We start from the raw sequence: 18,017 nt of genomic DNA, 5'->3' as shown, positions 1-18,017 counted from the left end.
GCAGTGTAGTCATGAGAGAAAACGGTCAATGCGAAGGAGACAGTTTCGAATGATGGCCGTAATCCCAGTGAATGGTGCCGCTTTAATAAGAATAGCACCTATGAATGCAGGCTGCCATTCTACAAACACATATTACAATCATGCAGATAATTGCTGTAGCAATGCTTCAGCAGCTGTTCGTTGCTGCTCATCTCCCTCACGCACAACTTCTTCCAAAATTTCGCGCGCACCTGCGGCATCACCCATTTCCTGGTAAGCCTTTGCGAGATCAAGCTTGGTAGCCACGTCATGCCAGTTTGCATCCCTTTCCTCTGCTGACATAGTAGAGGCAGGCACATTAGGTTTATCCATATTCAGACTGATGTCGTTCAGACCGATATCCATTGTTTCTTTGGGGCTAGCTTTTACTGATGGAACCTCAAACTTATCGTCGCTCTTATTGGCATCAGGGAAATTCAGATTGAAGTCCATAGGTTCATTAACATCAACTGGAGCAGAAATTCCCGTTTTTTCCGGAGTCCTCACAGGGGTAAAAGCATCATCAGCTGTCACATCTAGAATAGAGTTATCTAAATCAATTGAAGATGTTTCGTTTTTGCCAATGCTTGATGTAGACAATTTAGCGTGACTAGCTGTCACATCAAAATCCATCATTGCATTCTTTGATTTAGAGTTCGACAGGCTTGACTCAGCACTGCCTAGTGATCCTGACGGCTCACCAAAGTCGAGATCGAGGTCAAAATCCAGTGCAGATGGTGTTTTATTTGCCTTGTCCTCATTGAGCATGACATCGGGAGCAGGAGGAGCATCGAATGACTCTTCTACAGTTGCACTTTTATTGCCACCATACATGGGATTGTTCGGCTCAAGCTTGAGCCCCATTATGGCTGCTTGCTCCCAAGCATTCGTATCGCCTGAATCCCGCAACTGACGCGCAATGGTAGCGAATGAACGTGTGTCATTACGATCTGCATAAATTGACAGCAGCTTTAAATGGATCTGATGATTATTTGGGTTTTTGATCAACCCCTCTTTCAGAATTTTTTCAGCTTGCTCGTCACGACCAAAATTCAGGAACAAGTCTGCCCCGCTGATCGGGTCAAAATCATCAGTCTGCGCTTGACTGGTATCGCTGGTCGTGGCAATGCCATTAGTATCACCCCCAGCCTGCGCAGGAGAAATAATTGGCATAATCGGTTGATTAGAAGAACCTATCACATGATCAACTGGTTTGTCACCAAGCTTGGCTTTCACCTTGCGGTCCTTGCCGCGTCGAGTCAGCGAATAGACAAGTCCAATCAGCCCCAGCAGCACTGCCGCGCCACCCACCATATAAAGCGGTTCACCGAGTATTACTTCCATCAGGGAAGGTTGCGTACCAGCTGATTTTTGTTTTTCTATTGGCTCGTCTGGCTTCACTGAGCTGTCGGTCGCAACTGGGCTGACAGCTTCAGCTTCAGAAGGAGCAGGTGCTTGTAGCATAGCTCCCGATTGGGCTTCGTCCAATTCGGTTACAGCCTGTCCTTCAACAGGCTGCGCCTGTTCTGCAAGTGGTTGACCCTTCAAATCAATCAAACGTTGCAAATCTTGGACGGTTTTTTCTAACGCCACAACGCGTTCATTGCTGTCCTGAAGTGCCTTGCCCTTGGCGATCGCTTCTTCTTCCAGTGCTTGAATCTTATTCTGCAAATTTTTTGCATTGTCATCAGGTGATTCGCCCTTAGACAATCTCACTACTTCCTTCGCAGTCTCTTTGGCTGCAGTGGCGTCACCAGCTACCGTAGTACTTATTTTACCGGAGGCTTCCTGCCCGGACTCATTCTCTGTCGCAAGTCCACTGGCAGCGGCAAGTTTTTGGCGATATGCGTGCCAATCATCAGCTTGAGCGCGAATTTCTTTCACTGCTTCCACTTGCGACTGATTATCCAGCTCAAATTGCTCTGGCATACGCAGGATTGTACCCACTTTCAGTCGGTTCATATTTTTGCCATCGAACGCGTCAGCATTGGCGTGATACAAAGCGACTAAAGCGCGTTCCAGGCTAATATCAGGTGACTTTGTTTGAAGAGCAAGATCGCTTAGGGTGTCGCCACGTATCACCGTAATAGTGCCTGCAGAAACATTACTAGGTTCATCGGGTGCATTAACGACGGCAGGTCTTTCTGCAGGTATTTCTGCAGGTATTTCTGCAGGTATTTCTGTAGTTGTTTCCGTAGGTGTTTCATCAACCATTTCGTCAACAACTTCTTGATCACTCACCAAGAAGGGGGTGCTTGGCAACGGAGAGGCAATTTTCTCTTCTGTGGCCACTGCGACTTTGGGCTCAAGCTCGGACACATCAACAACGCTAGGCACTACTGGCTTCACCTCTGCGGGCTCGGGGAATGCTGGAACATAACCAGGTGGATCAAGCAGAAAAGTATATTCTCGCAGCAGCTTGCCTGACGACCAAGTCAACTCCACCAATAGATTAACGAATGGCTCGTTAATCGGTTGCATGGAAGTTATTTTAATATAAGGTTCGCCATTAGCATTCGTCTCAATCTTGAATGTCAAAGGAGGCAGCTCGGATGGGTAGTCCAAGCCCGCATCCTCGAATACTTCGGGCGGAGCCAAACGTGCAGACAGACTACTTATTTCATCTTTTCTGGCTGTCCCGAGTTCTATCAACACATTCATGGGCTCACCCAAAGTGTTGGTCACGTTAATATCACCCATGCTAATAGCATAAGAATAACAAGACAGAACCAAACCGATAACTAACCCCGATACTTTGACGAGTGATTTCAGCACACTACCACCTTTATATAGATTTTATTTAACGCGATGAACATAACATCACGGAGTTATCAGCGCAAGCAAAAAGCTCAGGCTTAAGGATAAGAAAACATCCAAATTCCATTTTGGATACGATGATTGGCGCATTACTTCGCTGTCCCTAGCTTATGTGGCTAGCCACACTGCACTTGAAACGCTTAGCACTACATCCCGCCAGTGCATCCAAAACGGAACATCGACTATTGACTCATCCCAAGTAAGTTTCAATCAAAATTTCGGCAATCTGCACGCTGTTAAGCGCTGCCCCCTTACGCACATTATCACTCACCACCCACAGGTTAAGGCCACGCGGATGTGATATATCCTCTCGGATACGCCCGACAAGAGTCGCATCTTGTCCTGTTGCTTCGATGGCAGTGGGGTAACCACCAGATTCGTGCTTATCTATCACCTGTACGCCTGGCGCTTTTTCCAACAAAGCACGCGCTTCATCAGCTGTTATTTTCTTGTGTGTTTCAATATGCACCGCTTCTGAATGGCCATAGAACACTGGCACCCGCACAGCAGTAGCATTTACCATTATGGTTTCGTCTTCCATGATCTTGCGAGTTTCCCACACCATCTTCATCTCTTCTTTGGTGTAACCGTTATCCATGAACACATCAATGTGCGGCAGCACGTTGAATGCGATGCGTTTAGAATAAACTTCGGTCTTCACTTCCTGATGGTTAAATAAAGCACGAGTTTGCTCCGCTAATTCTTCAATGGCTTCCTTGCCAGTACCAGATACTGCCTGATACGTGGCAACATTTATGCGCTCTATGCCTACTGCGTCATGGATAGGTTTTAACGCCACCATCATTTGGATGGTGGAACAGTTTGGGTTGGCAATAATGCCCCGGTTCTTGTATTGCGCAATGGCATGCGGATTCACTTCCGGCACCACAAGTGGAATATCATCTTCGTAGCGGAATTGTGAAGTATTATCGATCACCACGCAGCCAGCTGCCGCAGCGATAGGTGCATACTTTTCCGATACACTGCCACCAGCTGAAAATAAGCCGATCTGTACCTGCGAAAAGTCGAAATTTTCCACGTCCAGAACTGTCACTTCCTGGTTACGGAATGTTACTGTTGAACCGGCTGAACGGCTGGAAGCCAAGGGGAAAAGCTTGCCGACCGGGAAATTGCGCTGTTCCAGAATTGACAGCATTGCCTCGCCAACAGCACCTGTCGCACCCAATATCGCAACATCGTATTTCTTGCTCATGCTTCCACCCTCTTTATTAATTACCCTCAACGGTATGTACCGTTTATTTACTGTCCCATTTCATATAATTCAGAGACTGTAGATCCAATTTTGAGGAGCTGCTTTGGCAAAGCCGGATTGTCAACCTCATTAAATTAATTTAACAACGTCGCAACCACAGCATCACCCATCGCATCCGTACCAATTTTATCCATACCTGCCTCGGCAATGTCCGCAGTGCGCAAACCCTGTTGCAAAGCCTTGCGTACCGCAGACTCGATGCGTTGCGCAATATCTTCGTGTGCAAATGTGTAACGCATCATCATTGCCAATGACAAAATTGTTGCTAATGGATTGGCAATATTTTTGCCTGCAATGTCCGGCGCGGATCCGTGACAAGGTTCATATAAACCTTTATTGTTTGCATCCAGCGAAGCGGAGGGCAGCATGCCGATCGAGCCTGTCAACATGGAGGCTTCATCCGACAGGATGTCACCGAAGATGTTGCCGGTGAGAATTACATCGAACTGCTTGGGCGCCCGCACCAGCTGCATCGCTGCGTTGTCCACATACATATGAGACAGTTCGACTGTTGGATATTCCTTTGCTACCTCAGTCACAATTTCACGCCACAACATACTTGTATCCAGCACATTAGCTTTATCGACTGAACACACTTTTCCCAAACCGTTTTTTCCGGCACGTTTCATGGCAATCTGGAAGCCAACATGCGCCACGCGCGAGATCTCAGATTCACTGTACACCATGGTATCAAAACCTTGCCGCTCACCATTATCGAGCGTCCTGACACCGCGCGGCTGGCCGAAATAAATATCACCAGTCAATTCCCGCAAAATCATGATGTCAAGCCCAGACACTACTTCCGGACGCAGTGAAGACGCATTTGCTAACTCCGGATACAATATCGCCGGACGCAGGTTAGCAAAAAGATTAAGTCCTTTACGTATGCGCAACAGGCCTTGTTCCGGACGTAACAAGCGCGGCAGTGCGTTATATTGATAGCCTCCCACTGCTCCGAGCAATACGGCATCTGACTGCTGTGCCAACTTTAGCGTAGCATCAGGCAGTGGATCATCTGAAGCATCATATCCCGCTCCTCCGATAGGCGCATACTCCAACTCCAAGGGCAGCCCTTCGCGTCGCAAGGCTTCCAACACCTTAGCGGCTTGAGCAACAATTTCTGGCCCAATACCGTCACCCGGTAATATAGCGATTTTCATCAATTCAACTTTCTTTAAACAACCACGGTGCTTCAGATTTACGCCGTGCTTCATATTCATTGATCTCATGCACATGCTGCAGAGTCAGCCCAATATCATCCAGTCCGTTTAAAAGGCAGTTTTTGCGAAAGGCATCCACCTCAAAGTGGTACATCGTCCCATTCGGCGTAGAGATATTTTGCTGTTCCAGGTCAATCTTTAAATGATAGCCCGGCGTAGCGATCACCGACTGAAACAAGTCATCTACGCTCGCAGTATCCAGCACAATAGGTAACAAACCATTTTTGAAACAGTTATTACAGAAAATGTCTGCAAAGCTTGGCGCGATGATGGCACGGAAGCCGTAACCGTCTAATGCCCACGGCGCATGCTCACGAGATGAGCCACAGCCGAAATTCTCACGTGCCAGTAAAATCTGCGCGCCATGATAACGCGGCTGGTTCAAAACAAAATCCGGGTTAAGTGGGCGCTTGGTGTTGTCCATGCCCGGTTCACCGTGATCAAGATAACGCCATTCATCAAATAAGTTGGGGCCAAAACCGGTGCGTTTGATCGATTTCAGAAACTGTTTGGGGATGATCGCATCCGTATCCACGTTGGCACGGTCAAGTGGTACCGCCAATCCATCAATACGGATGAACTTATCCATTGCTATTTCCCATTGCTATTTTTTACCTCATCTGCTGTTTTCTCAATCGAGCTGCCGACTTTGGACAGGTCCTTGCCAAACCCTCCGACAGTATTACATCCCGTCACCATAACTAAGGGCAACACCAACACCCACACCATTTTAAACATCCTCATACTCTCCTGAACGCCCAAGTCATACTAAAAATTTCTGACATCTACAAAATGGCCGGCAATTGCTGCTGCTGCTGCCATGGCGGGGCTCACCAAATGTGTTCTGCCACCCGGCCCCTGCCGTCCTTCGAAATTACGGTTGGAAGTTGAAGCGCACCGTTCACCTGACTCCAGTTTGTCCGCATTCATCGCAAGGCACATGGAGCATCCTGGCTCACGCCACTCAAAACCCGCCTCAACAAATATTTTGTCCAGACCCTCGCGCTCAGCCTGCAGCTTGACAAGTCCTGAGCCGGGCACTGCCATCGCCAGCTTTACGTTGGCAGCTACATGCTTGCCACGCACCACCTCTGCCGCAGCACGCAAATCCTCAATGCGAGCATTAGTGCATGAACCGATAAATACTTTGTCAATCCGAATTTCAGTAATAGGTGTATTCGGCTGCAATCCCATATACTTTAATGAGAGATCAATACTGCTGCGTTTAACGGGATCGCTCTCCCGCGCCGGATCAGGTACGTTGCCATCTACCTCTACCACCATTTCCGGCGAGGTACCCCAAGTTACTTGCGGCTTTATTTCCGCCGCATCAATTTGTATAACCTTGTCAAACTGTGCGCCCTCGTCGCTATGCAACGTACGCCAATAGTCTACCGCCTTGTCCCATAATTCACCTTGAGGTGCGAAAGGCCGTCCCTTGAGATAGCTGATCGTGGTGTCATCGGCTGCTATCATTCCCGCGCGGGCTCCTGCTTCGATGGCCATGTTGCATACTGTCATTCGTCCTTCCATAGACAGCGCTCGAATAGCGCTACCGCCAAATTCGATCGCATGACCTGTTCCACCTGCCGTACCAATTTTGCCGATCACTGCCAGCACCAAGTCCTTGGCAGTGACACCCTTGCCGAGCGTGCCTTCCACCAACACCTGCATGGCACGCGCTTTTTTCATTAGCAAGCACTGTGTCGCCATTACATGCTCAACTTCTGAAGTGCCAATGCCAAACGCCAGTGCAGCAAACGCACCATGCGTACTGGTATGTGAGTCACCACATACCACGGTCATGCCCGGCAAGGTTGCACCCTGCTCAGGCCCAATGACATGCACGATACCCTGGCGCACATCTGACATCCTGAACTCGGTAATGCCGAGTTCATCACAATTGCTGTCCAGTGTGTCTACTTGCAGTCGCGAAATCGAATCGGTAATTCCCTGTGTGCGATCCGTAGTTGGCACATTGTGATCTGCCACAGCGAGCATGGATGCTATGCGCCAGGGCTTGCGCCCAGCCAGGCGCAAGCCCTCAAATGCCTGCGGACTGGTCACTTCATGTACCAAATGGCGATCAATATAAATCAACGTGGTGCCATCAGGTTCTTCGCGCACCGCATGACTGTTCCAAAGTTTGTCGTAAAGAGTTTGTGTGCCCATATTCACTTCCGTTTTATAGCTCATGATTATGCCACAGCATGAGGACTGTCGCCACGAACGGCCTCTATAAACACATGATGCTGGAGAGGATGGCTGTGTTTTTCCAAACAACAGTAACCTGTGATCAAGACGCTCAGGCTAATTTTACTTTGGCAAAGTACTGGGCAAAAATGCACCAACACACAATTAGGATTTGGTCACTCTTTTTTTTGCTGTTGCAAAGCCCACATTTGCGCATATGCACCTTGTTTCGCCAGTAACTCACGGTGAGTACCACGCTCAGCAATTCGCCCATCCTCCATTACCAATATCTGGTTCGCATCCACGATAGTAGAGAGGCGATGAGCAATAATCAGTGTGGTACGATCATGTGCAACGTTGCGTAATTCATGCTGAATCACCTTCTCGGATTTTGAATCCAATGCAGAAGTCGCTTCATCAAAAATCAGGATAGCAGGATTTTTAAGGATAGCGCGCGCAATCGCCACACGCTGCTTCTCCCCGCCAGACAACTTTAATCCACGCTCGCCTACCATGGTATCGTAGCCATCCGGTAAAGATATTATAAAAGCATGAATATGGGCCGATTTCGCCGCATACAAAACTTCTTCACGTGTAGCTTCGGGACGGCCATAAGCTATATTGTAATAAATGCTATCGTTAAACAGCACGGTGTCTTGTGGCACGATACCAATCGCGGCGCGCAAGCTGGCCTGCGTCACCTTGCGAATATCCTGATTCTCTATCAGTATGCGTCCTGAATCGACATCATAAAAACGGAACAGCAATCGTGACAAGGTAGATTTTCCCGCTCCGCTTGAACCTACCACAGCGACCGTATGTCCAGTCGGAATATCAAAACTGATATCAAATAAAATTTGCCGCTTAGGCTCGTAAGAAAAACACACCTGCTCAAACCGAACTGAAGCTTGGCCAAGCTTCAGCTCAAACGCATCTGGCGCATTTTGTATCTCACGGTTTTCATCAAGCAGGCGGAACATTTTTTCCATATCCACCAGAGAATGCTTGATCTCACGATAAACAAAGCCCAGAAAATGCAGTGGCATATAAAGCTGCAACATGAAAACATTGATGAGAACCAGGTCGCCCAAGGTCAATTCCCCTTTGACCACTCCGTTCGAAGCCAGCAACATCAACGCAGTCATGCCGATGGCAATAATAGTACTCTGTCCAGAATTCAACGTTGCCAAAGAAGTCTGGTTCTTCACCGCCGAAGTTTCCCACTTGCTCATGTGTTCATCGTAGCGTCGCGCCTCATAGTCCTCGTTACCAAAATACTTTACCGTTTCATAGTTAAGCAGACTATCTATGGCGCGCGTGTTTGCCTTTGAATCCATATCATTCATGGAGCGGCGAAATACCATGCGCCACTCGGTAATGAATAAGGTAAAGACGATGTACACAGTCAGTGTAATGAAAGTGATAATCGCAAACCAAGGGTTATATTTATAAAATAGAATGCCGGCAACCAGGCCAATTTCCAGCAACGTCGGCAATATGCTGAACAGCATAAAATTGAGTAAAAAGCTTATTCCTTTCGTACCACGTTCAATGTCACGCGATACGCCACCAGTCTGCCGCTCCAGATGGAAGCGCAGACTTAAGCTATGTAGATGAACAAACAGTTTGAGTGCCACGCGCCGTATGGCACGCTGTGTTACCTTAGCAAATACCGCATCGCGCAATTCGCCAAACAGTGTGCTGAAGAGTCTCAGCAATCCATAGCCAACCACAAGTGACACCGGCACCAAAAGCATTGCTTTTGGTTTATCCAGAGCATCCACGATTTCTTTGAGTAACAGTGGTACTGTCACGTTAGCCAGTTTGGCCAGCACCAGCAGCAATAACGCCAGCACAACTCGACTCTTGAATTCCAGCAGGTAAGGCAGCAGGGTGCGAATGACATTCCAATCGCCACGAGGCGCAGAATTTGAGGAGGCAGGAAGAGGGAGCATTATGATGTGCAAAAAAGGGGAGGTTCATTATAACGTGCGTCACGCAATGCACATTTCACATGGTCGATTCAAATTGGCACAGTTCACCCGACCCGATATCAAAGCCAGCCTACCACTTTAGCTTTCAGAATTGACAGTCAAATTCAATCGTCATATCTTTCTGGAGCAGGGGCTTCCATATTGCCCTCTATTTAGATTTTGTTCCTGCAAAAAATCGAACACCATATTTGAGGACAATTATCTTTAAATATAACTACGGGTATAACGCAGATCTCCCATTTCTACGTTACCAAAAAATTGCGTGATATTGTTTGCCGCTAAAAGCGTTCAGGATAGATATGAAAAACATGACACCAATAGAGCTTGCTCGGCAAGCATTAATGCGCCTTTCCAATGACAAGATTCCACCAACGCCGGATAACTATCGTCGTGTTTATGACGCAATAGCAGGCGTAGTGTCTGTAGACAATTCTGAAAAATCTTATCAATCGCTGGAAAAAGCTTTAGATGAGATGGGCAAGGAACGTCCCGAATTGACAAAAGTTGCCAAGACCATTTGTAACTTAATTAAGAAACCGGATCCGACTGAACTGGAGGCTTTCCTGCGCAGCCTTCTTTCAAAAGGTGATGAAGACGTTGGGGTGAATTGGACTACGCTTTTATGCGCCCTTCTAAAACAATTAGAAATTAATCATGAAAATTTTAACCTGAGTCAAAAAATTGAAAAACTAAATCATGTATTAATCAAATTTTCCAATGACCCCAAGCAGTTGGGCCGGGAAATGCATATTTTAATCTTATCCTGGGAGAAAAATCCGGCAACCCAACAAACTGCAGAAATAAATCACTCCAGCAAAAAAAAAGGAATGCAAGCACAGCCTTCAACTCAGGCAATATTTCAGCCATCTAATCCAGGACTTGATACTGGCAAAAGCCAGCAGGAATTGGCAAATGTTTGGCGAGACATGCTGATCAGAACCATTGATTTAGCCATTGCTCCACAACTAGCTGATACTTCAGGTGCGTCGCAGAGAATAGAAATTCTGCTAAATCGCATGCGCGAATCTCTGACAATAGAAGAAGTGAATATGCTAAGTGAGGCACTAAAATCTACCTTGCTCCGTGCGGAGTTGCAGAACGATGTACAGCGTCGCATGCAGGAATTGCTTGTTCAAATGCTGCGTCTGCTGGTTTCCAGCATGAGCGAGATGACTATCGAAGACAATGGGTTACATGGACAGATAAAAATCTGTTCATGAGATTATTTCAAAGCCGATCAATATTGATGCACTTTACAATGCAAAAAGCAGCCTCAAAGAGCTAATCTATAAGCAATCACATATCAGACCTGGACTCATTGAGGCTAAAGAAGCTATTCAAAAAATGTCTGCAAATTTTGTAAATAATTTGGCAGACATGACAGATAGCACGGATAGTTATCAACTTAAGCTCAAGAATTATCAGGAGCAAATCACATCGACACATGACATAACCCATTTAGACGCCATACTTGAGGATTTGGTGAACGATATAGGTAGAATGAGTGTGAATGTGAAACGTAATCTTGCAGTCTTCCAAGAAACTCAGAAAAAAGTGGGCGAAGCTGAGGAAAAAATTAATGAACTCACTACAAAGCTTGACTATATAAGTGAAACTGCGCACTAGGATTTTTTAACAGGTGCGCTGAATAGACGCGGTATGGATGCGGCGCTGGTGCAAGAATTCGACAGAACAGATAGGCATGGCACACCTATATCACTTGCAATGATGGACATTGATCATTTTAAAAAAATTAACGATACCCTTGGACACTCTGCTGGTGATGTGGCACTGGCACACTTGGCAAAAGTGGTTAAGAACGTAATACGCAGTACCGATATGCTGGCCCGCTACGGTGGTGAGGAATTCACTATTATACTTCCTGGCACAAAAATAGATGATGCAATAGAAATAGTTAAAGGAGTGCAGCGCGATCTAACCAAGAATTTTTTTCTAAATAATAACGAGCGTGTACTCATTACTTTTAGTGCGGGTGTTGCAGAGAGATTTTCGGATGAAACGGTAGATGAAACATTGGCACGAGCAGACGCTGCACTTTATCAGGCCAAACAGACTGGGCGTAATCGAGTGGTTGGCGCGCCAGCACCCACGCAGATGCCCATTATGAAAAGCGCTTAATTTATTACTTCCTTTGGTACAACGGTCATGCTTGGTTATAAATCAACTGACTTTAGCCCGGAATTTAAATTATTTTCCGGCGTAGGTTTACCGACTGACTTTGAAGCTGAGCGCCAAGCTTCCATTAGTCTTAGTTTTAGCCATAAAATAAAGGAGTTGCTGATATTTAGTCCGAGCCAGTCGCTGTATTTTTTGTGAAATTCACAGTTAAATAATATGGAATAAAGCCAGTTTAAACGGAGTAGTTACAGTAAGAAAGGTACCTCTAAGGTAAGATCGTACGAGCAAAACCACAATCCGAACCTTTTGCAGGACGTATTTAATTTTTAAAATAATTATATCAAGTGCATTTTAAAGAGGGAGCTAGCTCCGAAATTTAGATATGAAAAAACAACTCACATTCGGCACCCCACTCAGCCCCTCTGCTACCAAAGTTATGTTGCTGGGCAGCGGTGAACTCGGCAAGGAAGTTATCATCGCTTTGCAACGCTTGGGCGTAGAGACGATAGCCGTGGATCGTTATCCCAATGCACCGGGACATCAGGTGGCACATCGCGCACATGTCATCAACATGACAGATGCTGCGGCATTGCGTAATCTGATCGAGCGCGAACAGCCGCACCTAATCGTACCGGAGATCGAAGCGATTGCGACCGACATGTTGGTCGAGATCGAGCGAGAGGGCTTGGCGCGGGTTATTCCCACCGCACGTGCCGTGCAACTTACCATGCACCGAGAGGGGATTCGCCGCCTTGCAGCAGAAACACTGGGATTGGCCACTTCTCCTTATGCCTTTGCCAGCAGTCTGGAATCGTTACGTGCCGCGATCGATAACGGCATCGGTTATCCATGCGTGGTGAAACCAGTGATGTCTTCCTCCGGCAAAGGACAGTCCAAAGTCGATAGTGCGGCAGATGTGGAGCAAGCGTGGAATGATGCCGCCAGCGGCAGCCGCGTGAACCAGGGGCGGGTAATCGTCGAGGGTTTTATTAATTTCGAATATGAAATTACTCAGCTCACCATACGTGCGATAGGTAGTAATGGCGAAGTTGAAACTCATTTTTGCGAACCAATCGGACATGTCCAAATTGCCGGAGATTATGTTGAAAGCTGGCAGCCGCAGGCTATGTCTGAGCTGGCTTTAAAGCGCACACGAGATATTTCCAGGAAAGTTACGGACAATCTCGGGGGCTTAGGCATCTTTGGCGTAGAGCTGTTCGTCAATGGCGATGAGGTATGGTTCAGTGAAGTCAGCCCACGTCCGCACGACACTGGCATGGTTACGATGTGCAGTCAGGTTCAGAATGAGTTTGAGTTGCATGCTCGCGCCATACTTGGACTGCCTGTAAGCACCGCTTTGCGTGCACCGGGCGCAAGCGCCGTGATTTACGGACAACTGGAAGAATCGGTTATTGCTTTCACTGGTGTCGATGAAGCGTTACGTGTCCCGCAAAGCGATTTACGCTTGTTTGGTAAACCGCAATCGTTTTCCAAACGGCGCATGGGCGTGGCGTTGGCGAACGGAGCAAATACCGACGAAGCAAGGGTACGCGCAAAACTGGCTGCCAGCAAAGTGGTGCCAGTCAAGGTTTAGTGTTATTTCCGGTTGCCAGAAGGCAGCATCATTTAACTTCTTGAACGGGTGGGATCCAAATGTTTAAACACATCTGGATCCACTGCTGCATGAAGCATTATTAATATTGCTGTCGAGTATTGATACTACTGAGTTACCAGCTCGCGCAGTACATAAGGCAGAATGCCACCATGGCGGTAGTAATCCACTTCGACGGGCGTGTCGATCCGCAGCAGCAGCTTAACTTGTTGCGTGCTTCCATCCCGACGCTTGACGGTGAGCATTACATCCTGTTGTGGCTTAATGACATTTTCTATGCCGGTGAGATCGAATGTTTCTTCGCCGGTCAGTTTAAGCGAAGCGACGCTGTCGTCGCCCTTGAATTGTAAAGGCAGTACACCCATGCCCACCAGATTGCTGCGATGGATGCGCTCAAAGCTCTTCGCCACGACTGCTTTCACACCCAGCAACTGTGTGCCTTTCGCTGCCCAATCTCGAGATGAGCCCGTGCCGTATTCTTCCCCGGCAAAAATAACAGTAGGGGTGCCATCTGCGATATATTTCATTGCTGCGTCGTAAATCGCTATCTGTTCACCGTTGTAAAGCGTGTAGCCGCCTTCCACGCGACTGCCGTCAGCATTGGGTGGCAACATCAGATTCTTTATACGCACGTTGGCAAAAGTGCCGCGGATCATGACCTCATGATTACCGCGTCGTGCGCCGTAACTGTTGAAATCCTTGATGGCCACGCCTTTACTTTGCAAGTATTTGCCAGCAGAAGTAGTGGATTTAAAACTACCAGCCGGGCTAATGTGATCAGTGGTAACCGAGTCACCGAAAATGCCTAGCGGCTTGGCATTACGGATGTCGGCAACACTACCGACAGTCATGCCAAAATCGTCGAAGTACGGTGGGCGCGCAATGTAAGTGGAATCATCCCAGTGGTACTGGTTGCCAGCGGGAGCCGCAATACCGTTCCACAGTGGCAGGTCGCGAGTAAGGTCAGTATATAGCCGACGATACACCATGGGGTCAGCGGCAAATTTCATTGCTGCATGGATTTCCGCACTGCTCGGCCAGATATCTTTCAGATAGACTAATTGACCATTGCGGCCGATGCCAATTGGTTCACTATCCAGATTAATATTTACTCTGCCAGCCAGAGCAAAGGCAACGACCAGCGGCGGGCTGGCAAGAAAGTTGGCCTTAATGTTGGCATGGACGCGTGCCTCAAAGTTGCGATTACCGGACAACACTGCTGCTGCAATCAAATCGTGAGTGAGAATGGCATCTTCTATTTTTGCATTCAATGGGCCAGAATTGCCGATACAAGTGGTGCAACCATAACCCACCAGTCGGAAACCGAGTTGCTCCATATAGGGTAGCAGACCAGAGTGAGTCAAATAGTCCGTCACCACGCGTGAGCCGGGGGCGAGCGACGTTTTAATGTGCGGCTGCACGCGAAGACCTGCTTCCACCGCCTTTTTCGCAAGCAAACCTGCCGCCAGCATCACACTGGGGTTGGAAGTATTGGTACAGGAAGTGATGGCAGCTATTAATACATCGCCATGACGCAGCTGTAATGCCGGCATCATCTCACCGCTTGTTTCGCAGCGCACGCTGGGTGTCGGGTGGTTATCCATCATCTCGATTTCAGTCACGGTGCTGGTGTTGTTCTTACTTTGTGTACCGTTTCCAGCGGGTGCGCTTTCCTGATCCTGCAGGCCACCTCCGGCGATGGGTACACAAACGTTCCCGCTAAGATCGGCCAAATCAGTTATATATCGTTTTTTTAAATTTTCAGCCGACTGGTTGAAGCCGTTCTCTGCCACCGACTTGCTGAACAAAGCATTGAAATTCTCTTTCATCCCAGAGAGCGGTACGCGGTCTTGCGGACGCTTTGGTCCGGCCAGAGAAGGTTCGATGCTGTTCAAATCCAGCTCGACAACACTGCTGTAATCGATTTCGCCTGCATCAGGTATGCCATACAACCCTTGCGCTTTAAAGTAGGACTGGAAGGCATCCACTTCTTCATCACTGCGCCCGGTATTGCGCAAGTAGTCCGACGTTATGTCGTCCACTGGGAAAAAACCCATTGTTGCGCCGTATTCCGGCGCCATGTTGGCAAGGGTGGCGCGATCCGGCAGGGTAAGCGCAGCGGTGCCTGAACCGAAAAATTCCACAAACTTTCCCACCACTTTATGCTTGCGCAGCATTTCGGTGACGGTCAACACCAGATCGGTCGCGGTGATACCTTCGCGCAACTTGCCCGTGAGATGAACACCCACCACATCCGGCGTGAGGAAATAGACCGGCTGGCCAAGCATGCCTGCTTCTGCTTCAATGCCGCCCACACCCCATCCGACTACGCCGACGCCATTAATCATAGTGGTATGGCTGTCGGTACCTACCAGCGTATCGGGATAATAAACGCCATCTTTTTGCAGCACGCCGCGCGCCAGATATTCCAAATTCACCTGATGCACAATGCCGACGCCGGGCGGCACCACCTTGAACGTATCAAATGCCTGCATGCCCCATTTCATGAATTTGTAGCGCTCATTATTACGTTCAAACTCCAACTCCATATTGAGTCGCAACGCATCCGGACTGTTGTAATAATCCACCTGTACAGAATGATCCACTACCAGATCCACTGGCACCAACGGTTCAATGATCATCGGATCTTTGCCAAGCTTCACAGCGGCATCGCGCATGGTGGCGAGGTCAACCAGCAGCGGAATGCCGGTAAAATCCTGCAACACGATACGTGCTACTACGAACGGAATTTCTTCGGTGCGTGGTGCATTTGGCTGCCAGCTCGCCAGTTGGCGAATGTGCGCTTCGCTGATTTTCTTGCCATCGTAATTGCGCAGCACCGCTTCAAGCACAATGCGGACGGAAACCGGCAAGCGTGAAATTTTCCCCAGCCCTGCTGTTTCAAGTGCTTGCAAGGAGTATAACGTGCCAGTTTTGCCGTTGGCGAGAGTGAATGTTTGGCGAGTATTGAACAGATTATGCGACATGGCGAAGGTTCCGAATGAAAGCTATGAATGAAAAAACGCAATTATAACGCGTCGGGGGTGGAACTGACATCGGCCAACTAAAACTGTAGGTACTATATGCTGCGAAATGCAGCGAAACTACGCAGTTTGAACAAATAATAAAAAATATTTGTGGAGTAAGCGGTCACTTCGCCGCAAATTAAAAGCTCGCAAAATCACCCCTCATTCAGCTCAATTTTGGCTACGATTCTTTAAGTCCGACAGGCTGCCAAGTACCCCAGTGCTCCTAACCCTGCGGTACGCCCACTTGCGAAACAGGCGGTGAGCAGATAACCACCGGTGGGCGCTTCCCAATCAAGCATTTCACCCGCACAGAATACGCCGGGTATAGCGCGTACCATCAAGCACTCATCCAGCGCCTCGAAAGCAACGCCCCCTGCACTGCTGATGGCCTCATCAAGCGGGCGCGATGCGATAAGGCGCAACGGCAATGATTTAATTGCAGCCGCAAGGCGCTCAGGGCTAGCGAAGTCTGATGGCGGCACCAGTTCGCGCAGCAGACCAGTTTTTACTCCCCTGATGTTTGCTCGACTCTGCAAATGGCTGGACATCGAGCGGGAACCACGCGGATGCGCTATTTCGGAGATAACACGCGGCAAATCTTTTCCGGGCGTGAGATCAAGGTATACGACTGCCGCGCCTGTAGCTGCAATCTCATCGCGCAGGAGTGCAGACAAAGCGTAGATCAGGCCGCCTTCAACCCCGGTCGCAGTCACCATGAGGTCACCCTGCCGACGGTGTAACACTCCCGTTGCATCGGTGAACGTCACCGTCACCGCTTTTAGCGGATGTCCAGCGAAGCGTGAGCTAAAGTGCTCGCTCCAGCCAACATCGAAACCGCAGTTTGCAGGCCGTAATGGCACAACGGACATGCCGCACTGCGCAAGCAACGGCATCCATGCGCCATCAGAACCGAGCCGCGCCCAACTGCCACCACCCTGTGCCAACACCACTGCATCAACATTCGCGGTGTGTTCGCCCTGTGGTGTAGCAAAACGAAGCGCACCATTTTCATCCCACCCACACCAGCGATGACGCATATGAAAATGCACGCCTGTCTCACGTAAGCGATGCAACCAAGCGCGCAAGAGCGGCGCCGCTTTCATGTCAGTCGGAAATACGCGCCCAGACGTACCGACGAATGTCGCTATACCGAGGTTATGCACCCACTCTCGCAAAGCCTCCGGCCCGAAGGCGTCAAGCAGCGGCTTGACTTGGGCGCTATGCGCACCGTAACGCGAAAGGAAAAGCGTTATCGGCTCAGAATGCGTGATGTTCATTCCACCCTTGCCAGCCATCAGAAACTTGCGTCCCACTGATGGCATGGCGTCGTAAAGATCGACTCTTACTCCGCCCTGAATCAACACCTCTGCAGCCATCAGCCCCGCAGGCCCTCCACCAATGACAGCAACTGATCTGAAGTTCAGCTCATCCTTCATCTGGCAACTTTTCTGTAATCGCACAGTTCGTCTGGCAGTTCGTTAAAGGCAATGGAGGTGTAATACTTTGGTTTGCGTGCAATACGCTCCAAAGCACGATCATTTCTACTGCGATCTTTGATTTCTGTTCGCGACTTAAGGGTACTAGTGAAGCGAAAATTGACATAAAGCATAGTAATTTCCTGAGTGAACAAAAAAAATTTAAAGAGGAGATGAAACCTACAGGATTATTTAGTCGACACTGAATTATTCGATTCTGTCGTTCAGATCAGGCTACGCAAGCAGC

15 protein-coding genes are annotated in these 18,017 nt (G+C 48.5%); 5 read left to right on the top strand and 10 right to left on the bottom strand.

The window, feature by feature from the left end; genetic code table 11:
* Positions 1-138 precede the first annotated feature (138 nt).
* The 7 genes from MJ770_RS08525 to MJ770_RS08495 form a co-directional block, all read right to left on the bottom strand.
* Complete coding sequence (locus tag MJ770_RS08525) at positions 139-2,793, bottom strand: FimV/HubP family polar landmark protein (RefSeq protein ID WP_239251525.1); 2,655 nt, start codon at positions 2,791-2,793, stop codon at positions 139-141.
* Positions 2,794-3,025: 232 nt separating this feature from the next.
* Positions 3,026-4,048 carry an aspartate-semialdehyde dehydrogenase gene (locus tag MJ770_RS08520; protein ID WP_239251516.1) on the bottom strand — a complete coding sequence of 341 codons (1,023 nt, stop codon included), beginning with the start codon at positions 4,046-4,048 and terminating at the stop codon, positions 3,026-3,028.
* A gap of 134 nt (positions 4,049-4,182) precedes the next feature.
* On the bottom strand, positions 4,183-5,268 hold the full coding sequence (gene leuB / locus MJ770_RS08515; RefSeq protein ID WP_239251505.1) for a 3-isopropylmalate dehydrogenase: 1,086 nt from the start codon (positions 5,266-5,268) through the stop codon (positions 4,183-4,185).
* 4 nt (positions 5,269-5,272) lie between these two features.
* Positions 5,273-5,917, bottom strand: a complete 645-nt coding sequence (leuD, locus tag MJ770_RS08510) for a 3-isopropylmalate dehydratase small subunit (protein WP_239251492.1) — start codon at positions 5,915-5,917, stop codon at positions 5,273-5,275.
* 2 nt (positions 5,918-5,919) lie between these two features.
* Positions 5,920-6,066 carry an entericidin A/B family lipoprotein gene (locus MJ770_RS08505; RefSeq protein WP_239251472.1) on the bottom strand — a complete coding sequence of 49 codons (147 nt, stop codon included), beginning with the start codon at positions 6,064-6,066 and terminating at the stop codon, positions 5,920-5,922.
* Between the two features lie 30 nt (positions 6,067-6,096).
* Complete coding sequence (gene leuC, locus MJ770_RS08500) at positions 6,097-7,500, bottom strand: 3-isopropylmalate dehydratase large subunit (RefSeq protein WP_239252126.1); 1,404 nt, start codon at positions 7,498-7,500, stop codon at positions 6,097-6,099.
* A 197-nt stretch (positions 7,501-7,697) separates the two neighbouring features.
* Positions 7,698-9,476 (bottom strand): ABCB family ABC transporter ATP-binding protein/permease, encoded by a 1,779-nt coding sequence (locus MJ770_RS08495; protein WP_239251463.1) that lies wholly within the window; start codon positions 9,474-9,476, stop codon positions 7,698-7,700.
* Between the two features lie 338 nt (positions 9,477-9,814).
* Between MJ770_RS08495 and MJ770_RS08490 the strand changes: the two genes are divergently transcribed.
* The 5 genes from MJ770_RS08490 to purT all read left to right on the top strand — a co-directional run bounded on the left by MJ770_RS08490 (position 9,815) and on the right by purT (position 13,248).
* Positions 9,815-10,735 carry a hypothetical protein gene (locus MJ770_RS08490; RefSeq protein ID WP_239251449.1) on the top strand — a complete coding sequence of 307 codons (921 nt, stop codon included), beginning with the start codon at positions 9,815-9,817 and terminating at the stop codon, positions 10,733-10,735.
* 124 nt (positions 10,736-10,859) lie between these two features.
* Positions 10,860-11,141 (top strand): hypothetical protein, encoded by a 282-nt coding sequence (locus MJ770_RS08485; RefSeq protein WP_239251437.1) that lies wholly within the window; start codon positions 10,860-10,862, stop codon positions 11,139-11,141.
* A 33-nt stretch (positions 11,142-11,174) separates the two neighbouring features.
* Positions 11,175-11,654 (top strand): GGDEF domain-containing protein, encoded by a 480-nt coding sequence (locus MJ770_RS08480; RefSeq protein ID WP_239251435.1) that lies wholly within the window; start codon positions 11,175-11,177, stop codon positions 11,652-11,654.
* Between the two features lie 27 nt (positions 11,655-11,681).
* Entirely contained in the window at positions 11,682-11,852 is a 171-nt protein-coding gene (locus tag MJ770_RS08475) for a hypothetical protein (RefSeq protein WP_239251426.1), read from the top strand.
* Positions 11,853-12,036: 184 nt separating this feature from the next.
* Complete coding sequence (gene purT / locus MJ770_RS08470) at positions 12,037-13,248, top strand: formate-dependent phosphoribosylglycinamide formyltransferase (RefSeq protein WP_239251424.1); 1,212 nt, start codon at positions 12,037-12,039, stop codon at positions 13,246-13,248.
* Between the two features lie 125 nt (positions 13,249-13,373).
* Here the strand turns inward: purT and MJ770_RS08465 are convergent, their stop codons facing one another.
* The 3 genes from MJ770_RS08465 to MJ770_RS08455 all read right to left on the bottom strand — a co-directional run bounded on the left by MJ770_RS08465 (position 13,374) and on the right by MJ770_RS08455 (position 17,904).
* Positions 13,374-16,253 carry an aconitate hydratase gene (locus tag MJ770_RS08465; RefSeq protein ID WP_239251413.1) on the bottom strand — a complete coding sequence of 960 codons (2,880 nt, stop codon included), beginning with the start codon at positions 16,251-16,253 and terminating at the stop codon, positions 13,374-13,376.
* A 230-nt stretch (positions 16,254-16,483) separates the two neighbouring features.
* Complete coding sequence (locus MJ770_RS08460; RefSeq protein WP_239251400.1) at positions 16,484-17,731, bottom strand: TIGR03862 family flavoprotein; 1,248 nt, start codon at positions 17,729-17,731, stop codon at positions 16,484-16,486.
* Entirely contained in the window at positions 17,728-17,904 is a 177-nt protein-coding gene (locus MJ770_RS08455; RefSeq protein ID WP_239251385.1) for a 4-oxalocrotonate tautomerase, read from the bottom strand. Before MJ770_RS08455 ends, MJ770_RS08460 begins: the two co-directional genes overlap by 4 nt.
* Positions 17,905-18,017: the final 113 nt, after the last annotated feature.

It is taken from the genome of Candidatus Nitrotoga sp. M5, from assembly GCF_927904885.1.
In the GTDB taxonomy this organism is placed as follows: domain Bacteria; phylum Pseudomonadota; class Gammaproteobacteria; order Burkholderiales; family Gallionellaceae; genus Nitrotoga.
Note: the sequence above shows the minus strand (reverse complement) of the source record. Positions and strands in the feature narration are given on the sequence as shown.